This is a genomic window from Enterococcus sp. FDAARGOS_375 (assembly GCF_002393265.1).
Lineage (GTDB): Bacteria > Bacillota > Bacilli > Lactobacillales > Enterococcaceae > Enterococcus_D > Enterococcus_D innesii.
Window position 1 is genome coordinate 2,186,116 of record NZ_CP023515.1, and the last position, 18,327, is coordinate 2,204,442.

Annotated in this window: 14 protein-coding genes and 2 pseudogenes; 14 read left to right on the top strand and 2 right to left on the bottom strand. The window is 40.6% G+C overall.

From position 1 onward, the window contains the following. The first annotated feature begins 295 nt into the window (after nt 1-295). The 4 genes and pseudogenes from CO692_RS11685 (at nt 296) to CO692_RS17715 (ending at nt 4,454) form a co-directional block, all read left to right on the top strand. A pseudogene (locus CO692_RS11685) lies at nt 296-1,486 on the top strand (IS256-like element ISLgar5 family transposase). Between the two features lie 40 nt (nt 1,487-1,526). Beyond that, nucleotides 1,527-2,279, top strand: a complete 753-nt coding sequence (locus CO692_RS11690) for a hypothetical protein (protein ID WP_060792676.1) — start codon at nt 1,527-1,529, stop codon at nt 2,277-2,279. A gap of 1 nt (nt 2,280) precedes the next feature. Continuing rightward, entirely contained in the window at nt 2,281-3,045 is a 765-nt protein-coding gene (locus tag CO692_RS11695) for a mucin-binding protein (RefSeq protein WP_226818129.1), read from the top strand. A gap of 59 nt (nt 3,046-3,104) precedes the next feature. Next, the gene (locus CO692_RS17715) at nt 3,105-4,454 is read left to right on the top strand and encodes a Spy0128 family protein (RefSeq protein WP_081117233.1); all 1,350 of its coding nucleotides are present in this window, start codon (nt 3,105-3,107) and stop codon (nt 4,452-4,454) included. 82 nt (nt 4,455-4,536) lie between these two features. Here the strand turns inward: CO692_RS17715 and CO692_RS11710 are convergent. Next, nucleotides 4,537-6,472, bottom strand: a pseudogene (locus CO692_RS11710) (BglG family transcription antiterminator). A 247-nt stretch (nt 6,473-6,719) separates the two neighbouring features. Between CO692_RS11710 and CO692_RS11715 the strand changes: the two are divergent. From CO692_RS11715 to CO692_RS11735, 5 genes are all read left to right on the top strand, one after another. After that, nucleotides 6,720-7,181 (top strand): PTS sugar transporter subunit IIA, encoded by a 462-nt coding sequence (locus CO692_RS11715; RefSeq protein WP_005225261.1) that lies wholly within the window; start codon nt 6,720-6,722, stop codon nt 7,179-7,181. After that, nucleotides 7,178-7,501, top strand: coding sequence for a PTS fructose transporter subunit IIB (locus CO692_RS11720; RefSeq protein WP_005225262.1), 324 nt, complete (start codon nt 7,178-7,180; stop codon nt 7,499-7,501). Before CO692_RS11715 ends, CO692_RS11720 begins: the two co-directional genes overlap by 4 nt. A gap of 18 nt (nt 7,502-7,519) precedes the next feature. Further along, nucleotides 7,520-8,620, top strand: a complete 1,101-nt coding sequence (locus CO692_RS11725) for a PTS fructose transporter subunit IIC (RefSeq protein WP_060792679.1) — start codon at nt 7,520-7,522, stop codon at nt 8,618-8,620. Between the two features lie 263 nt (nt 8,621-8,883). Beyond that, nucleotides 8,884-11,559 (top strand): mannosylglycerate hydrolase, encoded by a 2,676-nt coding sequence (mngB, locus tag CO692_RS11730; protein ID WP_005225264.1) that lies wholly within the window; start codon nt 8,884-8,886, stop codon nt 11,557-11,559. A gap of 383 nt (nt 11,560-11,942) precedes the next feature. Continuing rightward, nucleotides 11,943-12,371, top strand: coding sequence for a GNAT family N-acetyltransferase (locus CO692_RS11735; RefSeq protein ID WP_005225265.1), 429 nt, complete (start codon nt 11,943-11,945; stop codon nt 12,369-12,371). 84 nt (nt 12,372-12,455) lie between these two features. On the opposite strand, the gene CO692_RS11740 is transcribed toward CO692_RS11735, so the two are convergent. Further along, a complete protein-coding gene (locus CO692_RS11740; protein WP_096742299.1) occupies nt 12,456-13,283 on the bottom strand; it encodes a LysR family transcriptional regulator in 828 nt (275 codons plus the stop codon). Between the two features lie 150 nt (nt 13,284-13,433). On the opposite strand from CO692_RS11740, the gene CO692_RS11745 reads away from it, so the two are divergent. The 5 genes from CO692_RS11745 (at nt 13,434) to CO692_RS11765 (ending at nt 18,242) form a co-directional block, all read left to right on the top strand. After that, nucleotides 13,434-14,402, top strand: a complete 969-nt coding sequence (locus CO692_RS11745; protein WP_096742300.1) for a TDT family transporter — start codon at nt 13,434-13,436, stop codon at nt 14,400-14,402. A 92-nt stretch (nt 14,403-14,494) separates the two neighbouring features. Further along, complete coding sequence (locus CO692_RS11750; RefSeq protein ID WP_010747562.1) at nt 14,495-15,454, top strand: L-lactate dehydrogenase; 960 nt, start codon at nt 14,495-14,497, stop codon at nt 15,452-15,454. A gap of 318 nt (nt 15,455-15,772) precedes the next feature. Continuing rightward, complete coding sequence (locus CO692_RS11755; RefSeq protein WP_096742301.1) at nt 15,773-16,849, top strand: ABC transporter permease; 1,077 nt, start codon at nt 15,773-15,775, stop codon at nt 16,847-16,849. Nucleotides 16,850-16,854: 5 nt separating this feature from the next. After that, a complete protein-coding gene (locus tag CO692_RS11760; RefSeq protein WP_060792683.1) occupies nt 16,855-17,556 on the top strand; it encodes an ABC transporter ATP-binding protein in 702 nt (233 codons plus the stop codon). Between the two features lie 47 nt (nt 17,557-17,603). Further along, the gene (locus CO692_RS11765) at nt 17,604-18,242 is read left to right on the top strand and encodes a TetR family transcriptional regulator (RefSeq protein WP_060792684.1); all 639 of its coding nucleotides are present in this window, start codon (nt 17,604-17,606) and stop codon (nt 18,240-18,242) included. Nucleotides 18,243-18,327 lie beyond the last annotated feature (85 nt).

An 18,327-nucleotide genomic window follows, 5' to 3' on the forward strand; every position in this document is an offset into this window, starting at 1 on the left:
AAAAACTGAAATATCCATATACCTAAAAGCCTAAAAGCATAAAAAAATAAAAAACTTATCTGTAGTAGGGATTTGTGTCTGGTAAAAGACACTCAATCTCGCTGAGGATAAGTTTTTTAGATTTTTGTCAATGAGTCAAACAAAAGTATGGTAATCCATCTTAAAATTTATATAGACAGAATGATATTCAGTTTAACTCAGGAGAGTGTAAAATATTTTGTGTAAATAGAAAAAAGGAAGTCCCTTCTGTAGAATAGAGTTACCACAACACATTCACAGAAGAGAGGACTTCCCTATGAACGATTTTACTACAGAAATTCTAAAGACTCTAGCGAACAAAGGCGATTTGAATGAATTATTCCGTGTCCATTTGGAGAAAGCAGTCAATACGCTTCTCAAAACGGAGTTAACGGCTTTCCTAGATTACGAAAAGTATGATCGCATTGGTTTTAACACGGGTAATTCTCGTAACGGCTCCTATTACCGTACGGTCAAGACCGAGTATGGGGAACTTCATCTCCAGATTCCGCGCGACCGCAATGGTGAGTTCAAGCAACAGACTGTTCCTGCTTATAGACGGACGAATGACACGTTAGAGGAGACCGTCATTCACCTCTTCCGAAAAGGTATTACCATGTCGTAAATCGCAGACTTGATTGAGAAAATGTATGGGCATCACTACACGCCCCAAACCATGTCCAATATAACAAAATCATTTACAGAAGAGGTAACGGCGTTTAAAGGGCGGGAGCTTCATGACCGTTATGCTGCTATTTATATGGACGCAACGTATATTCCGTTAAAGCGGAAAACCGTCGCCAAGGAAGCTATTCATATCGCAGTTGGCATTCGCCCGGACGGATCAAAGGAAGTATTGAGCTATGCGATTGCACCGACTGAATCCATCACGATTTGGGAGGAAATTTTATTGGACCTTCAAGAGCGCGGTTTGAAAAATGTCCTCCTGTTCATCACGGATGGCTTAAAGGGGATGGTAGGAGCGATTAGTCGGTTCTATCCCAAAGCTCGTTTTCAACATTGTTGTGTACACGTTTCCCGTAATATCAGTCACAAAGTGCGTGTCGATGATCGTAAGGAAGTCTGTGATGATTTTAAAATGGTGTATCAAGCCTCATCTAAAGAGGTGGCGTTGGAAGCACGTGGTGCTTTTGCGGAAAAATGGAAAACCAGCTATCCAAAAGTGGTTGAATCGATTCTTTCGAACGATCACTTGCTCACTTTCTATGATTTCCCCTTGGCCATACGCAAGAGTATTTATTCTACGAACTTGATTGAATCCTTTAATAAGCAAATCAAGAAATACAGCCACCGCAAGGAACAGTTCCAAAACGAAGAGTCGATGGAACGTTTCTTAGTCTCGTCTTTTGATACTTACAACCAAAAATTCCTAGGTCGCAGTCATAAAGGCTTTCAACAGGCCGAAGGCGAACTTGAACAAATGCTAAGCCAACTGATTGAGAATTAGAAACAATCTGCAGTAGGGAAGAATCATTTACACAAAATTATTGACGCTCCCCACTCAAAAAAGTGCATATAAGCTTTTCAATGTATTAAATAATAAACTTCCTATTGTTTTTGTAGGTGATTTTGAGAATATAATTAATAATGAAAATGACTATCTAAGAAAGATTATTGATCAAAGGGTTGAACTTCCTTATGTTTTACATCCTCAAAAAATTTGGGGAGACTATTTTGAAAGATTGGGTACTATCTTTGATTTAGAAATTAAAGAAAGCTTAGCAACAATATTTATAGAAGATAATAGAAATTTACGTGACTTAGATCAATTTAGTTTTTACCTAAAACAAGAATTAATAAAATACAAGAAGCTAGGACATACACAAATTGAACAACAATTGGCAATTATTTATTTGTACTTATTTTATCCAGATAAGTACAAAGATACCCTTAAATCAAAAAAATTTTTAGGATCTGTGGAGTATCAAAAATATAAGAATGATGAAAAAAATCCTACACGTAGTTACCAAAAAAAAACTGAAGACTTACTTTCAGATATACTTGAATATAATCAAAATTATCCCCAATGCTTCATTGATAATCCTGAGGGCTATTTTATTTATGAAAGTATCTCTAGCTTATCCATTGTAGACTGTGAAGAGATATTAAAAGATTCGGAACTTCTGAGAAAGAATATAAAAGGAGTAGAATCTTTTAATGACGATTTTTTCCATTTCATTAGAAGTAGGTTTGAAAATTTTGATTCTACTATGAGAGATAACTTATTACATCTGTCATGAGTTGACTGCAGAATCAGAAGATCTTGAAGTAACTGTCACTTATTCGCCAAACATGATCGAATCTACGGAGACCAAAGAGGTCAAGCAAACGATCCATTATGTTTATGAGGACGGTAAACAAGCCGCGTCAGACAAGACGGACACTGTGACTTTTACACGGACAGTGACAACGAATGAAGCAACAGGTGACAAAACTTTTAGTGAATGGCAAGCCAAAGATGATGATACAACGTTTGATGAAGTGAAAAGTCCTGAAATCAAAAACTATCACGCAGACAAAACAAGCATTGAGGAAGTCACAGGTTTGACAGCAGAGGACAAAGATCGCGAAGTGACTGTCACTTATTCGCCAAACATGATTGAATCTACGGAAACCAAAGAAGTCAAACAAACGATCCATTATATGTATGAAGACGTCAAAGAAGCCGCGTCAGACAATGTAGACACGGTCACGTTCACACGCACAGTGACAACGAATGAAGCAACAGGGGAAAATACCTATGGAGAATGGCAAGCCAAAGATGATGATACAACGTTTGATGAAGTGAAAAGTCCTGAAATCAAGAACTATCACGCAGACAAAACAAGCATTGAGGAAGTCACAGGTTTGACAGCAGAGGACAAAGATCGCGAAGTGACTATCACTTATTCGCCAAACATGATTGAATCTACGGAAACCAAAGAAGTCAAACAAACGATCCATTATATGAAGGCAGTGCTGTTTTTAAAAATAGCTACAATCCCGCAAAAGGAAGTGCGGTTCTAGAAGCAAGTAAAGAACTAACTGGCAAAGCACTAAGTGCAGATGAATATCGATTCCAGCTGTTGGACGAACAAGGGGAAGTGCTCCAAACCAAGACCAATGATGCCAACGGAAAAATTTACTTCGATGCAATCGACTATGACCAAGCTGGCACATACAAGTATACGATCCGAGAAGTCGTAGGGACAGATAGCACGATCACCTATGACCAAACAGAATACCATGTAACCGTAAATGTGGAAGACCAATCGGGGCAATTAGTGGCAAGTCCAAGCTATGAAGGCAGTGCTGTTTTTAAAAATAGCTACAATCCCGCAAAAGGAAGTGCGGTTCTAGAAGCAAGTAAAGAATTGACTGGCAAAGCACTAAGTGCGGATGAATTTCAATTCCAGCTGTTGGACGAACAAGGGGAAGTGCTCCAAACCAAGAGCAATGATGCCAACGGAAAAATTTACTTCGATGCGATCGACTATGACCAAGCTGGCACATACAAGTATACGATCCGAGAAGTCGCAGGGACAGATAGCACGATCACCTATGACCAAACAGAATACCATGTAACCGTAAATGTGGAAGACCAATCGGGGCAATTAGTGGCAAGTCCAAGCTATGAAGGCAGTGCTGTTTTTAAAAATAGCTACAATCCCGCAAAAGGGAGTGCGGTTCTAGAAGCAAGTAAAGAATTGACTGGCAAAGCACTAAGTGCAGATGAATTTCAATTCCAGCTGTTGGACGAACAAGGGGAAGTGATTCAAACCAAGAGCAATGATGCCAACGGAAAAATTTACTTCGATGCAATCGACTATGACCAAGCAGGCACATACAAGTATACGATCCGAGAAGTCGCAGGGACAGATAGCACGATCACTTATGACCAAACAGAATACCATGTAACCGTAAATGTGGAAGACCAATCTGGACAATTAGTGGCAAGTCCAGCGTACCAAGAATCGATTATTTTCAAGAATACTTATGTATCACCAAAACTTGGGAAAGTAACTCTGAAAAAAGTAGACAGCGAAACAGGAAAACTACTGGCAAATGCAGAGTTTGAGCTGCAAGATTCGAAAGGAAATATTGTACAAAAAAACATAGTTACGAGCAAAGATGGAAAGGTTGAGATAAGTAATTTAGAAGTAGGAGAGTATCAGTTGATTGAAACCAAAGCACCGAGTGGTTATCAAATTGATAAAACACCGATCAAATTTTCAATAAATGATCGCTCCACTAATATATCGAAGCCAAAAGTGTTAGAAAAAGAAAATAAAAGGATAAAAAAATCAGACAGTGCTGCTCTGCCTAAGACAGGAGAAACTGCAGATCAACGATATGTTCTCGTTGGATTGTTTTGTATTATTGGTTTCATCTTGTTAATGATATTTAAAATTTTAAAGGTCAAGAAACAATCTTAATCTTGCATACTATGAATGAGAAAAAGAGCTATCAAATAAGATTAGTCATATCAACAAAAGGAGCTGGATTCCCCAGCTCCGTTTATAATTGCTTTATACAGCTCAAAAAGTGGTGATAGTCACTATTTTGCAGGATTGCTTGTTGAATATCTTCACGATCCATCAACTCTAATAAAAGACTATAGATTTCTTCGGTATCTTCATATTCGTCTTTTTGAATCGCAAAGAGAAAGACGAATTTAACCAAATCACCATTTCCCCAATCAACGCCGTCAGGAATGATCGCCACTGAAACGGCTGAGCGTTTTGCCATCAAGGTCATGGGATGGGGGATAGCAAGCCACTCGTTAATATTGGTCTGATTGATTGCTTCTCGTTTTTTCACACTGTCATAAAAATCTTGGGGCACAAAATCCTTTTTGGTACAGTTGCTGCGCCATTTTCTTTAGTAAGGTTTCTTTATCTGCATGATTTTCATGAAGAAAAAATGCTTTTTGAAACAATGAATAGATACCATCTTTTGATTCACTGAGCGTTTCAATGAACGGTTCGATTTTGCCAATTTCTTTATCTAGCTTGGCCATGTTGATGTAAATAGAAGGAACCGAGAACTGTTCTAATGGAACGGTTGTGATCACAAAATCAATGGCAGAAAGATCACATTGTTGTAGCTCGACGTAAGAAAAGCGATCAACGACTTCGATCGTTTCTTGATAGTGCTTGATAATTTTTGCTTCAATAATACGACTCATGGCTCGACCGGTTCCGCAAACAAGGATGACGCGATGTTTATGATGATTTCTGATGGAACTCCTTTCCATAGCACCTGCGATGTGCAAAGCGATATAGCCGATCTCATCAGGAGAAAAATAAAAACCGTGTTTCAGGCTTACCGTTTCTAAATGAGTCAAACATAAATCATAAGCCTGTGGAAAAGATTTTCTGATCGTTGCCAGCAATGGATTGCTACGGCGTGCATCCATTAGATTCATGTTGATAAAGCCCTCAATATGAGATGTCAAATCGTCTATTAGCATCTTGTCTGTCTCTAACGCATAGTTTGACGTCTGTTTGATCGCAGTTAATAATTCTTCCACAATGGCTTTCGCAGTTTTCGTGGAAGAATCGCTTGCATCGCCTGTTTCAACTAAACGTGGTGCATTCATCGCAAGATAGTAAATGAAGTATTGTTTTTCTCCAGCAGTCAATTGTATATCAAATGCATGATCGATTTCTTCTAAGAAGTGACCAACAACTTTCTGGGCGTCTTCTTTGAGCGTGGGCACGTGCAAGGGAAATTCGTTGATCTGATGGCCAGCTATAAAGCGACTGATTGCTAAAGCAAAATGAGAAAGAATGTTTTTATGATAGTAGTCAGAGTCTAACAAGTCTAAGGGCGCCAGATGATTTAATGACAATTCTTGCAAGCGGGTCAGATCAATCGTATCAAACAACTCAAGTTCCATTTCCGTAAAACCCACCAAATACTCTTGGAGATCTTTTTCAATCAAAAGATCACTGATTGCTTGTCGCTTGGCGAATTCGTTACCCAAGACTTCAAAGCCAATATTTGGACGATTTACTATTTTTAATTGATAGGTCGCTAAATTGTCTCGAGCCGTTTTTAAGTATGAGTAAAAGGTGTTTTTACTAATAAATAATCGATCAAGAAAATCATCTAAGGATAAAGGGTTTTCATTCTTAAATAAAAGGAAAAGTAGATAGGCTTGTCGTTCTTCACTCGTAGTTAGAAAGGACTCGGTAGTCGACATACTTTCAGTCCACCAGTCATGAAATCGTTCTTTTGAACCAATAGACAACAAATAGCCTTGCCCTCGAATCAACTTGATGGAGGCACCCACATTTGTTAACAAATCATTCAAATTTGCAATGTCGGTCCGAACCGTTCGCTCAGAAATCGAGAAGCTTTTTGTTAACTCCTTCATTGGTAGCGGCGCCGTTTGTCTAGTTAATACTTCCATTAGATCATCTAATCGTTGATAAGCAAGTTTTGACACTTGTTTCACCTCCGTGCTCTTTCTCATCATACAATAGAAAGAATAAGAATGAAATGCTTCACCAGTACCGAAAATTTCCAGAAGAGTTGGCAATCATTTTGGAAAACGCTTTACTAATGATTGCCACTTGAATTGGAAATTTGTTGTGTTTACATCGTGAATTAGAAACCGTAAATTAAACGTGTACAGAAAATAAACCACACGAATTACGCTAATGGTTTCATAATAAAGGAAAGGAGCAGATGAGATGGATTTTCAGAAAAAAAATATTCTCTTGAATGTGGCTGTTACATCAAAAGAAGAACTGTTTCACGTAATTGCGCATCATGCCTATGAATCAGGGATCGTTACCAATGCAGCAGATACATGTGCGGCATTCATTGAACGGGAAGCACAATATTCAACCGGCTTACAAGAAGGCTTTGCTATTCCACATGCAAAAGCTGAACCCGTTTTGGAACCGACCGTTTTGTTTATTCGTTTAGAGCAAGCCATCGAATGGGAAACCTTCGATGATTCAGCAGTCAAAAATGTGTTTGCTTTGATGGTTCCTAAAAAAGATGAAGGAACGGTGCATCTGCAAATGTTGAGTCGCCTAGCAACCGCATTGCTTGAAGAGACATTCATCCAGCAGATTCAACAATCAGAAGACAAAGCTTATTTAGCAGAATTGATCAAAAAGGAAATGATGGGAGAGAAAATTGTATGAAAATAGTAGGAATTTCCGCCTGTCCAGCTGGATTGGCACATACACCGATGGCGGCAAAAGCTTTAGAAAAAGCTGGTGTGAAACTTGGCTATGAGGTCAAGATCGAACAGCAAGGCTCATTAGGGCAAGTCAATGAGATCACTGCAGCCGAAGCAAAAGAAGCGGATTTCTTGCTTTTAGCGACTGACCAAAAAGTTGTTGGGATGGAACGGTTTGAAGGAAAACCGCAAATTCGAGTAAATATCAATACGTGTATCAAGGCACCGGAAGCGGTGCTGAAGAAATGTGTAGCTGCTGTTGAACAAAGAAACGCAAACTAAAGGAAAGAGGCAAGGATGATGAAAAGAGTTCTAGCAGATTTAAAAGGCCACTTGATGAGTGGAATTAGTTTTGTACTGCCATTGATTATTGGTGCTTCACTGGTTGTTGCCATTCCGAAAATGATTGCTCTTGGTATGGGGATCACAAGCTTAGATCCTTATGCTGACACGGAAGGCTTTAAACATGCGCTTTATTTGATTGAACAAGTAGGGTGGGCAGGAATCGGCTTGATCAATACTGTCTTGGCTGGTTTTATCGCGTATTCTGTTGGAGATAAGGCTGCGCTAGGTGCCGGCTTTATCGGTGGTGCAGTCGCTTCTAGCACCAATGCTGGGTTTTTAGGGGCAGTTATTGCTGGGTTCTTAGCAGGATACTTAGTGAAGTGGGCGAAAGAACATATCAAATTACCGGAGTCGTTTGCTGGGGTGATGCCGTTGGTAATTTTACCTTTGATTGCTACATTGTCCGTAGCAATCGTCATGGGCGCCTTACTCTCTGAGCCCTTGGCGTGGATCAATACTAGTTTGGTTGAATGGATCCGAACCATGATTGAAAATGACGTTAACAAAATTTTACTGGCATTCATCATGGGGGCAATGATTGGCTCTGACTTAGGGGGACCTGTAAACAAAGCTGCTTGGATGGCAGGAAATGTGTTACTAGCGGAAGGAGTCTATTTACCAGCCATCATCGTGAACGTTGCGATTTGTGCGGTACCATTTGGATATGCCTTAGCAACTTTGTTCCACAAAAATCGATTCAACAAAGAGCTACTGGATGCTGGGCGTAATAACTTTATTATGGGGTTCATCGGAATCACAGAAGGAGCAATTCCTTTTACATTAGTCAATCCATTACGGCTTGTGCCGATCAACATGTTGGGAGGTGCAATTGCTTCTGGTTTGGGGATCGCATTAGGAATGTATGACAAAATGCCACCAGTTGGGGGAATCTACGGCTTCTTCACTGTTGGAAACGGTTGGGCGTATTTGATTGGACTATTTGCAGGAGCAGCCTTCATCGGTTTTGTCGCGCCTTTATTCGTGAATTTCAATAAGCAAGAAGAACAAACAGAAGATATTGCCCTCGATGATATTGAAGTGAGCTTTGAAAACTAAGTAACAAGGCTGATTAGCTAAATAGTAGCAAAAGAAAAGGCACGAGCAGGTGATTTTTCAAGAACGCTTTAAGGTATCTGACAAGGACAAGACTTGGGGAAGAAAACAAGAGTATTTGAAGAGAAACGATTTTCAAAATTCGAAGCATTTATGTAAGGATCAAATGATGCGTACCAGATGGTAAAAAAATTGAGAAAAATTAATAGGCACGAACGACACCCATCGTTACGTGCCTTTTTTAATCACGGGAGAGGAATGATTGAATGAAAAAAACAGTACATGTCGTACCCCACAGTCATTGGGATCGCGAATGGTATTTTACGACGAGTCGCTCGAAAATCTATTTGATGCACGATCTAAAAAACGTCATTGAACAACTAGAAAAGGATGATCCTTATGAAAGTTTCATTTTAGATGGACAGGCTTCTCTGTTAGATGATTACTTGAAATGGCGCCCACAGGACAAAGAAAGGATTCAACAACTTGTTCAACAAGGAAAATTGATCATTGGCCCATGGTACACACAAACCGATCAATTAGTGATCTCGGGAGAAAGCATTGTTCGTAATATGTTATATGGCATGAAAATTTGTGAAGCATTCGGAACCTACATGAATGTCGGCTATGTGCCAGATTCTTTCGGACAAGCAGCTAGTATGCCACAAATCTATCGTGAGTTTGGTATCACAGACACAATGTTTTGGCGCGGTGTCAGTGATGACGATGTTAAACACACAGAGTACAAATGGCGTGGAGAAGATGGTTCTGTGGTCAATGTTTACCAGATCCCAAGTGGGTACTACATTGGCGGTGCCATTCCTGAACGAGAAGCAGAATTAGCAGAGTTCTTACATCAAGAACCGTTTAAAACGACTTGGGGGCGCAGTGCAACGGATCAAGTGTATTTTCCAAATGGTTTCGACCAAGCACCAGTTAGAGAAAATCTTCCAGAATTGGTTGATCGAATGAATCAACTGTATCAGGATGAGTATGAGTTACAATTTTCAACGATCGAAAAATACATTGCTGCGGTCAAAGTACGCCATCCTGAGTTGGAAGAAATCGCTGGTGAACTGATCAACGGCAAATTGATGCGAATTCACAAAACGATTTTTTCTTCACGTCCTGATTTGAAGGCGATGAACACACAGATCCAACATTACTTAGTCAATGTCATGGAGCCTATCTTAACCATGGCTATGCAATTAGGATTTGAGTACCCCGTAGAAACAGTCATAGAGATTTGGAAGTTAATGTTTGAAAATGCGGCGCATGATTCGATCGGTTCTTGTGTTTCTGATACGACCAACGAAGATATCTATATGCGCTATAAGCAAGCGCGAGATATTTCTATGAATCTTGTCGAATTGATGTTACGACAGATTTCTACTGCAATCAACAACCCACAAGCAAAAGAAATTACTTTTACGCTTTTCAATACCTATGACACAAAACGTAATGGGGTGATCGAAGCAGAGGTTTATTTGCCGCAAAAAGATTTTGCGATCCTTGACCAGTCAGGTCAGGCGTTACCTTATACGATTTTAGAGCTTACCGACCAAACGGAGTATGTGTTGAATCAGGGGAACATATTAGATCCAGTCAAGGAGATCTATTTGCCGGAGAAAGTCTATAAAGCAAAGATTGCCATAGAAACGACTGATGTGCCGAGTATGGGGTATACCCAGCTGACAATTGATTTAAAAGGTGATACAAGCGCACCATTGCAGGAGATTACAACCAATACGATCGAAAATGAGTACTATCAGATCACTGTCAATAGCAATGGCTCGTTAGATATTCTAGATAAAACCAATCAGGTGCTTTATCAAAATCAAGGGATCATTGAAGAAAATGGCGACGATGGTGATTCATTCAATTATTCACCACCTGTGAAAGATTTTGTGATTTCATCAATTGATGCGCAACCAACGATCTCGATTCAGCAATCAGCAATCTACCAAAAGATTGATGTGGTATTCACGCTGAGGGTTCCGAAGGATTTAGCTGAACGTGCAGAAAAGAAGGTCTCGGCTTCACTACCGATCCAATTGACGATCGTGTTGAAAAAACAATCGCAACAAATTGATTTCAACTTAACGGTTGAAAACCAACAAGTGGATAGTCATCGGGTATGTGTGCTATTTGATACCGGAATTGCCTCGAAATTTTCGCTGGCTGACCAACAGTTTGGCACGTTGCAGCGCCCTGTTGTGTTTGAAAAAGAAATGGCTCTTTGGGAAGCTAATAAAGAGCAATGGAATGAGCAGCCGATCGCCATAGAAACTTGTCAATCGTTTGTCGGTTTATTCGATGCATCCCATGGCGTAGCAGTCATGCCCAAGGGTGTACGTGAATATGAGATCGTGGGGAAAGCGTTTGATACGATTCGCTTAACGATTTTCCGAACCTATGGCTTCATGGGGAAAGAGAATCTACTGTATCGACCAGGGCGTGCTTCAGGAGAATCAGTGATTGCGACACCAGCTGCGCAGTGCCACAAAACGATGCATTTTGATTTCTCTGTTGCTTACTTTGCTAAAGGATTTGATCAAGCAAATGTTGCACAGAGTGCCAAACAAGCAGTAACACCGATCACTCTTTATCAATCCGCAGAATTCCTGAATTCCCGCTTGATATTTACTTTAGGACCGGTTGAACCAACCTTACCGGCAAACTTTAGTCTTTTTGAGATCAATGGCAATTTGACCCTGAGTGTATTGAAAAAAGCCGAAGATCGTCTAGGTTATATTTTGCGTCTATACAATGGGCTTTTAGATGAAGGTGGACACGCAACGATCACATTCAACCATCCAGTGAAGTTAGTAGAAACAGTCGATTTAAAAGAAGCTACAAAAGAAGCACTGGTTGTGGAAAAGAATGTAGTCACTCTTGAAAAGATAGGCCACGCAAAATTTGTGACATTGTATGTAGAGTAATTGCTACTGAGAAAAAGTCACGCGAAGCGGCGAGTCCGCTTGTGCCATAGAAAAGTGAAAAAGGTTCGTAAGTCTTATCAAAGTATTTACGAGCCTTTTTTAATACTAATGCGAAACAGACGAGAATCTTTGCAGGTTGAATGCCAATAGCGAATGTATACCTAAGCCATCCTTTCCAAGGTATGCAAAAATCTCTCCTCTGTACGAGTTGCACGAAAGGAGGAAAGTCAGAAGGCAGCTTGTCGGTTTTCTTTTAATTCTTATTTCCATCTCAGTTTATGTAGTTTTTGGTATTTCACATCAGCGGCGCAGAACGGGCTTTCTTGACAAATAAGCATTCTAAAAATATAGTTGAGTCAAAAGCTGCAAGACAGGAGAATATCATGAAAATTAGAGCCGCAGCATTGTCTGATCATAAAGAACTAACTCATTTGTCGAAAGTACTAGGCTATCCAATCGAAGAAGAAGTATTGATCGAAGGCCTAAAGAGAATTTTAGCTGAGGAGGATCATCTCTTGCTTGTTGCCGAAATAAAGGGTAAAGCAGTTGGGATGATTGAAGCACAGCCGTATTCAACAGTTTATTCTGCTGGGCAATTTTTTAATGTCCTAGGTTTGGTAGTGGATGATCAAGTGCAAAAGCAAGGCGTTGGCGGGAAACTACTGTCGGCAATTGAAGAAGAAGCCCGACAGCGAGGAATGCAAGGCATTCGATTAAATTCGAATGTTAAACGCCATGCTGCTCACAGGTTTTATGAAAATCATGGCTACCACAGCAGTCATGAACAGAAACGGTTTATCAAGGAATTATAAAAATACAAAGACGCTGGAGGAGTGACAAACGACACTCCAGCGTCTTTTTTTGTATTCACTTTAATTGGTTCAAAAGACTAATATTTATGGAATCAATGCTAACAACAGCCGTTTAATCTCCTCATAAACCTCTCCGGTTTCCGGCGTCACACGTTGACGATTCTGAATGATAAAAAGATCACGATAGCGGTACTCTGGATCAAGTTCCTGCCAAGGCAACTCTTCTGGTAATGAAAGTTTCGAAATGATCGATTTGCCGATGTTTTGTTTTAGTAGGGACAAAATCACTTCGCTATTATTGGCTTTGATGATTTGCGGATTTAGGTGCTGTGCGTAAAGATAGGTTTCGTTAATGTAATACATCCCCGAGTCGTTTTCTCGCAAGACCCAAAAATCAGAAGCGAGGTTGCCTGCTAACACCAATTCATCGCGATAAACGAATTCTTTTTGGATCAATGGCGAAACGATTGATTTTTCGATCAGGCCGATATGGGCTTTGTTTGATTCGACGGCATCGATCACTTCTTGCGAATTCATGATTTTGATTTCAAAGGCAAATGTTGGAAATTCTGCAATCAGCTGTGCCATGATGCTAGGCAGTAAGTAAACGGCGGTGGTATTCGAACAAGCGAGCACACACGCTGTTTTAAAATTTTTGGTGTCTTTGGCTTGCGAAAAAATAGTGGACAATGAGCGGAGGGAGTCGACCACACGAGGATACAAAAACTCCGCTTGGCTAGTGGGTAAAATCAATTGTTTTCCTTTACGTTCAAAAAGTTTGAAGCCAAGTTCCGCCTCTAATCGTTGGATTTGCAAGGAGATCGTTGGCTGAGTTTTATAGAGCTGTTTTGCGGCAAGACTAAAGTTTCTCGTTTCATAAACAACAATGAAGGTTTTGAGCAATTCAATCATTTTGCGGACTCCTTTATTATTAATAATATTTATAATTAGTATTTAAAAGTACAATTTTACAAATAGTTATCAGGTGATTATAGTATAAGTGTAGAGAAAAAAGAAAGCAAATTTAATTGAAATTTTCATACGTTAAGAAAGGATGAGTTGATGAAAACATCGATCCAGCATTTTTTACATTCATTGCCAATCCCGATTTGCGGCTTGATTTTAGGCACTGTGTCTTTGGGGAATTTATTGTATTCAGAAGGAATGGAGACGGTTGGAAATGCGTTTTGCACCCTTGGTATTTTCATCAAGGGGCTCTTCCTTCTGAAAGTATGCTTTACATTTAAGCACACGATGTCAGAGTTGCAAAACCCAATCGTTGCTTCGGTGGCGCCGACCTTTACGATGGCGCTGATGGTGATCTCCACTGTTTTTGAACGGGTCATTCCCAATGCAGTGGTGAATGATCTGCTCTGGTGGGGGGCTATCGGCTTACATTTTGCTCTAATGATCTATTTTGTTGTCGTGCATATTTTGCCTGTCGACCTTTCGCTGGAATACATTTATCCAAGCTGGTTTATTACCTTCGTCGGGATTGGCGTAATTCCCAATACTTCTGCTGTCTTTTTTAAAGAGCTAGGGGAAGTGATCGTCTGGATCGCATTGGTATTGTATTTTGCGCTTTTGCCGATTATTTTAAAGCGAGTCGTCCATCAAAAGCTGACGGAACGTGCGGCAGTTCCTTTGATCACGATTTTAACAGCACCAGGTTCTCTTTGCTTAGCAGGTTACCTTTCCGTATTTGAACAAGGCTCTGCTTGGTTTGTCGCCTTTATGCTGTTATTGTCACAAACGATTTATTTCTGTGTTGTCGCTTATATGAAAAACATGCTGGCAGTCGGGTTTTACCCAAGCTATGCGGCATTTACGTTTCCTCTTGTGATCTCGGCGACTGCAATGTTCAAATCAGCACTGTTTTTTGCGAATCACCCACTGATATTTGGGTTTCTACAAGCCTTAACGATTATTGAAACCAGCTTTGCCGTGATTGTCGTCTGCTATGTGTTAGGAAAATATGCTGTTCATTTGTATCAGCAAACCAAAGCGCTGATTGCCGGTCATAGTTATTAAGGAAAACAAAAAATCATCCATTTTTTGAGAAAATGCGTACTCTACGCAAAACAATAGCACAAGTATTTGAAAAGAAAGGGAAGGGATCGCACATGAAAAGTACAAGCAGAAAAGTTGTCGTTGTCGGAACAGGTTTCGTTGGAACGAGCATTGCGTATTCCATGATCAATCAAGGACTAATCAATGAATTGGTCTTGATCGATGTCAATCGAGACAAAGCAGAAGGAGAAGCCCTCGATTTGTTAGACGGTATGTCATGGGGGCAAGAAAACATCAAAGTTTGGGCGGGAGAGTACTCGGAATGTAAAGATGCTGATATCGTCGTTATTACTGCAGGGATCAACCAAAAGCCAGGACAAACACGGCTTGAATTGATCGATGTGAACGCCGAAATTATGGCAAGCGTCACAAAACAAGTGATGGCTTCAGGCTTTGATGGCGTGCTTGTCATCGCTTCAAACCCAGTCGATGTCTTAACTTATCAAGCATGGCGTGTGTCAGGGCTGCCAGCCAATCGTGTTGTTGGTACGGGAACGACCCTCGATACCACAAGACTTCGAAAAGAAGTGGCGGCAAAATTAGCCATCGATCCACGGAATATTCATGGGTATATCATTGGGGAACACGGTGATTCGGAAGTCGCTGTCTGGTCCCATACAACGATCGGTGGTCAACCGATCGTAGAATTGATCAAGCAAAAGGATCGTTTGACCGTTGCCGATCTAGCGGTTCTTTCTGAACGAGTAAAAAATGCCGCCTATGAAATCATCGATCGAAAACAAGCAACATTTTACGGGATAGGGATGAGTGTCGCAAGAATCGTTCGAGCGATCTTAAATGATGAGCAAGCGATTCTGCCGGTGTCTTCCTACCTTGATGGGGAATATGGCATCAACGATTTATTCACAGGTGTTCCTGCAGTCGTGGACCAAAACGGCGTCCGCGAAATTATTGAATTGACGCTTACCCCTGAGGAAAAACGGCAGTTTGATACTTCGTGTCATCAGTTACGAGCAGTAATTTCCACAATTGGACAAAGCAAAGTCAGCTGATCTCAAGAATACTAGTAATGAAATCCTCGTGTTCGTTTTTGCCAAAGCATGGTTCGACTATTTACGGTCGGCCATGCTTTTTTTACATCTAGCCAAGAATGTTAAAAGGAAATGGCGTATTTTACGCGAAACGCCCACTATTCAACTCTCTTTTTTCTCACTCCTTTAGAAAAAACATCCTCAGTGAATGACAGAAAAAGAATGATCGATCAACCTTGCAAACATTTCGAGTTGTAAAAAGTGACAAAGTGTCACCTTGTGTGGTATTCTTCAAAAAGTGACACTTTGTCAACATTTGGAAAACAGGAGGAAAGAGCAATGTTTCTGGCTATAAAAGAAATGCATTATTCAAAATTAAGATATGGGCTGATCGTAGGAATCATGTTTTTGATTGCCTATGTTGTTTTTATATTGTCTGGCTTAGCTACCGGACTTAACTGGGATTTTAAAAAGGCCATCGTCGACTGGGATTCATCCGCGATCGTTTTATCAGAAGATGCGAATGACACATTTGCGGCTTCGCAATTGACGAGAGGGGATCTAGACCGTGTAGCAGGAACCCAAAAAGCCCCGATTGGTTTATATAGCAGTGTCATCACGGTCAACGATGAACAAGTCAATGTGACTGTTTTTGGTACACAAGACGATGCGTTCTTGTTACCAGAAGTCTTAGAGGGCAAGCTGTTTTCAAAAGAAAATGAGATCACGATTTCAGAAAATTTAGCAGAAGAAGGTATCAAGGTCGGAGACCAAGTGAAAATCGGACGCTCAGATGAAACCTTCAAAGTCGTTGGGATCACCCCAGAAACGTCTTATACGGTGTCACCAGTGATTTATACTTCCCTCGATACTTGGACGAAAATGAAGTTTGCTAATCAACCATTTGCATCTGACAAGGAGCAGCCCATCAATATCATTGTGACCAAATCAAGTGATCCGAAAGTCGATAACCAAGAAGGAAATCAGCTTAAAGTGTTGGCAACGGAAGACTTTATTGAAAAGCTTCCTGGATTTTCTGCCCAAAACTTGACCTTAAATGCCATGATCTACTTCTTATTTGTCGTTGCAACGGCAATCGTGGGGATTTTCATGTATGTGATCACCCTGCAAAAAACGGCGATTTTTGGTGTGATGAAAGCCCAAGGCATTCGGACCAGCTTTATTGCCAAATCAATTATTGCGCAAGCATTTATGGTCGGTGTGATCGGGGTAGCCCTAGCCTTTGCGGCGGCATACGGCACCAGTTTGTTTTTACCAGATGCCATGCCATTTTTCTTTGAATTCAAGCAATGGCTGCTTTATAGCGGCATCTTGATTCTCGTGGCAGTTCTAGGCGGCTTATTCTCCATTCGGACGGTCACAAAAGTCGATCCAATCACGGCAATAGGAGGGTAACAAAGATGAAAGACATTTTAGTAATGAAGGATATTATAAAAAAATTTGGCAAGCAGCATACCGAAGTAACGGCATTAAAAGGACTGAATTTTCATGTTCAAGAAGGGGAATTTGTCAGTATCATCGGTCCTTCTGGTTCAGGAAAAAGTACCTTTTTGACCATCGCTGGCGGCTTACAAAGGCCAACATCGGGAGAGATCATCATCAACCAGGTGAACTTTTCCCAATTAAATGAAAAGCAACGAGGGAAGTTGCGTTTTAAAGAGATTGGGTTTATCTTGCAAAGCTCGAATTTGATCCCTTTTCTAACGGTAAAGGAACAATTTTATTTGGTCGACAAAGTTTCAGGAAAAGCCAAGGAAAAGGAACGGATTGATGAATTGCTTGCTTCATTAGATATTCTCGATCTTCAAGACAAGTTTCCCCGCGATTTATCTGGTGGGGAACGTCAACGAGTAGCGATCGGCAGGGCGTTGTTTAATGACCCCAGCTTGATTTTGGCGGATGAACCAACTGCCAGCTTAGACACCGATCATGCGTATGAAGTGGTGAAGTTATTGGTGAAAGAAGCGCATGAGAAAAAGAAAGCGACAGTCATGGTCACTCACGACGAGCGAATGATCCAATGGAGTGATCGCATTTTCCGAATGGAAGATGGCAATCTGATCGAACAAAACGCCCCGTCAAGAGAAACTGCACAAGTCTGAGTGGAAAAGTAGAGGGATTTGTTTATAATAGAGGGAGTAGATTGCGAATGATGGAGGAGAATCCCTTGCCAAGTACAACATTTTTTCATTTAAAACAAGAGAAAAAAGAAAAAATCGATGCCGTGCTTTTAGAAGAATTCTTCAGCAAGCACATCAGTCAAGTCAAGGTCTCTGCCATCGTCGAAAAGTCGCACATTTCTAGAGGGGCGTTTTACAAGTACTTTCAAAACTTAGAAGATGCCTATGACTATGCGATCGCCGACTATTCAAACCAAATCCATTCTGCGATTTTTACGTTTATCAATCGCAACAAAAATGATTTTTTCAAAGGGATCGAAGAATACTTGGCTTGGTGCAGTCAATGGTCACCTGAAGATGATCATTGGAAAATGATCCACTTATGTACCCAAAGCAATGCCTGGACGAAGCGCGATGCGATCTCTGACGATTCGCCCATGATTCGTCAGTGGTTGGAGCTGTTGGAAGAAAATCGCTTTACGATCCATGATACGCAAGAAGCTGTCAGTTTCCTTTATTTTATTATGGCGGTCGTGATGGATAGTCTGACAGATTTTATTTCGAATGAATGGACCGCAAAAGAGCTGATCAAAGATTTTCGCTATAAGGTGCAATGGATCAAGTATGGAATCAAAGAGGACAACAAAGAGGACAATGAAGAAGAATGAACGCTTCGGCAAGAGGATGGACCAAATGCCTCGCACGGCGGAAAAGTTCATATATAAGGAAAGAGGTGCCCGACAACCGAAATAG

Coding starts and splice junctions, on each gene's coding strand:
- CO692_RS11735 (WP_005225265.1), top strand. CDS start 11,943: ATGAAAATTAGAGCCGCAGCATTGTCTGATCATAAAGAACTAACTCAT.
- CO692_RS11715 (WP_005225261.1), top strand. CDS start 6,720: ATGGATTTTCAGAAAAAAAATATTCTCTTGAATGTGGCTGTTACATCA.
- CO692_RS11760 (WP_060792683.1), top strand. CDS start 16,855: ATGAAAGACATTTTAGTAATGAAGGATATTATAAAAAAATTTGGCAAG.
- CO692_RS11725 (WP_060792679.1), top strand. CDS start 7,520: ATGAAAAGAGTTCTAGCAGATTTAAAAGGCCACTTGATGAGTGGAATT.
- CO692_RS11720 (WP_005225262.1), top strand. CDS start 7,178: ATGAAAATAGTAGGAATTTCCGCCTGTCCAGCTGGATTGGCACATACA.
- CO692_RS11740 (WP_096742299.1), bottom strand. CDS start 13,283: ATGATTGAATTGCTCAAAACCTTCATTGTTGTTTATGAAACGAGAAAC.
- CO692_RS11765 (WP_060792684.1), top strand. CDS start 17,604: ATGATGGAGGAGAATCCCTTGCCAAGTACAACATTTTTTCATTTAAAA.
- CO692_RS11745 (WP_096742300.1), top strand. CDS start 13,434: ATGAAAACATCGATCCAGCATTTTTTACATTCATTGCCAATCCCGATT.
- CO692_RS11755 (WP_096742301.1), top strand. CDS start 15,773: ATGTTTCTGGCTATAAAAGAAATGCATTATTCAAAATTAAGATATGGG.
- CO692_RS11750 (WP_010747562.1), top strand. CDS start 14,495: ATGAAAAGTACAAGCAGAAAAGTTGTCGTTGTCGGAACAGGTTTCGTT.
- mngB (WP_005225264.1), top strand. CDS start 8,884: ATGAAAAAAACAGTACATGTCGTACCCCACAGTCATTGGGATCGCGAA.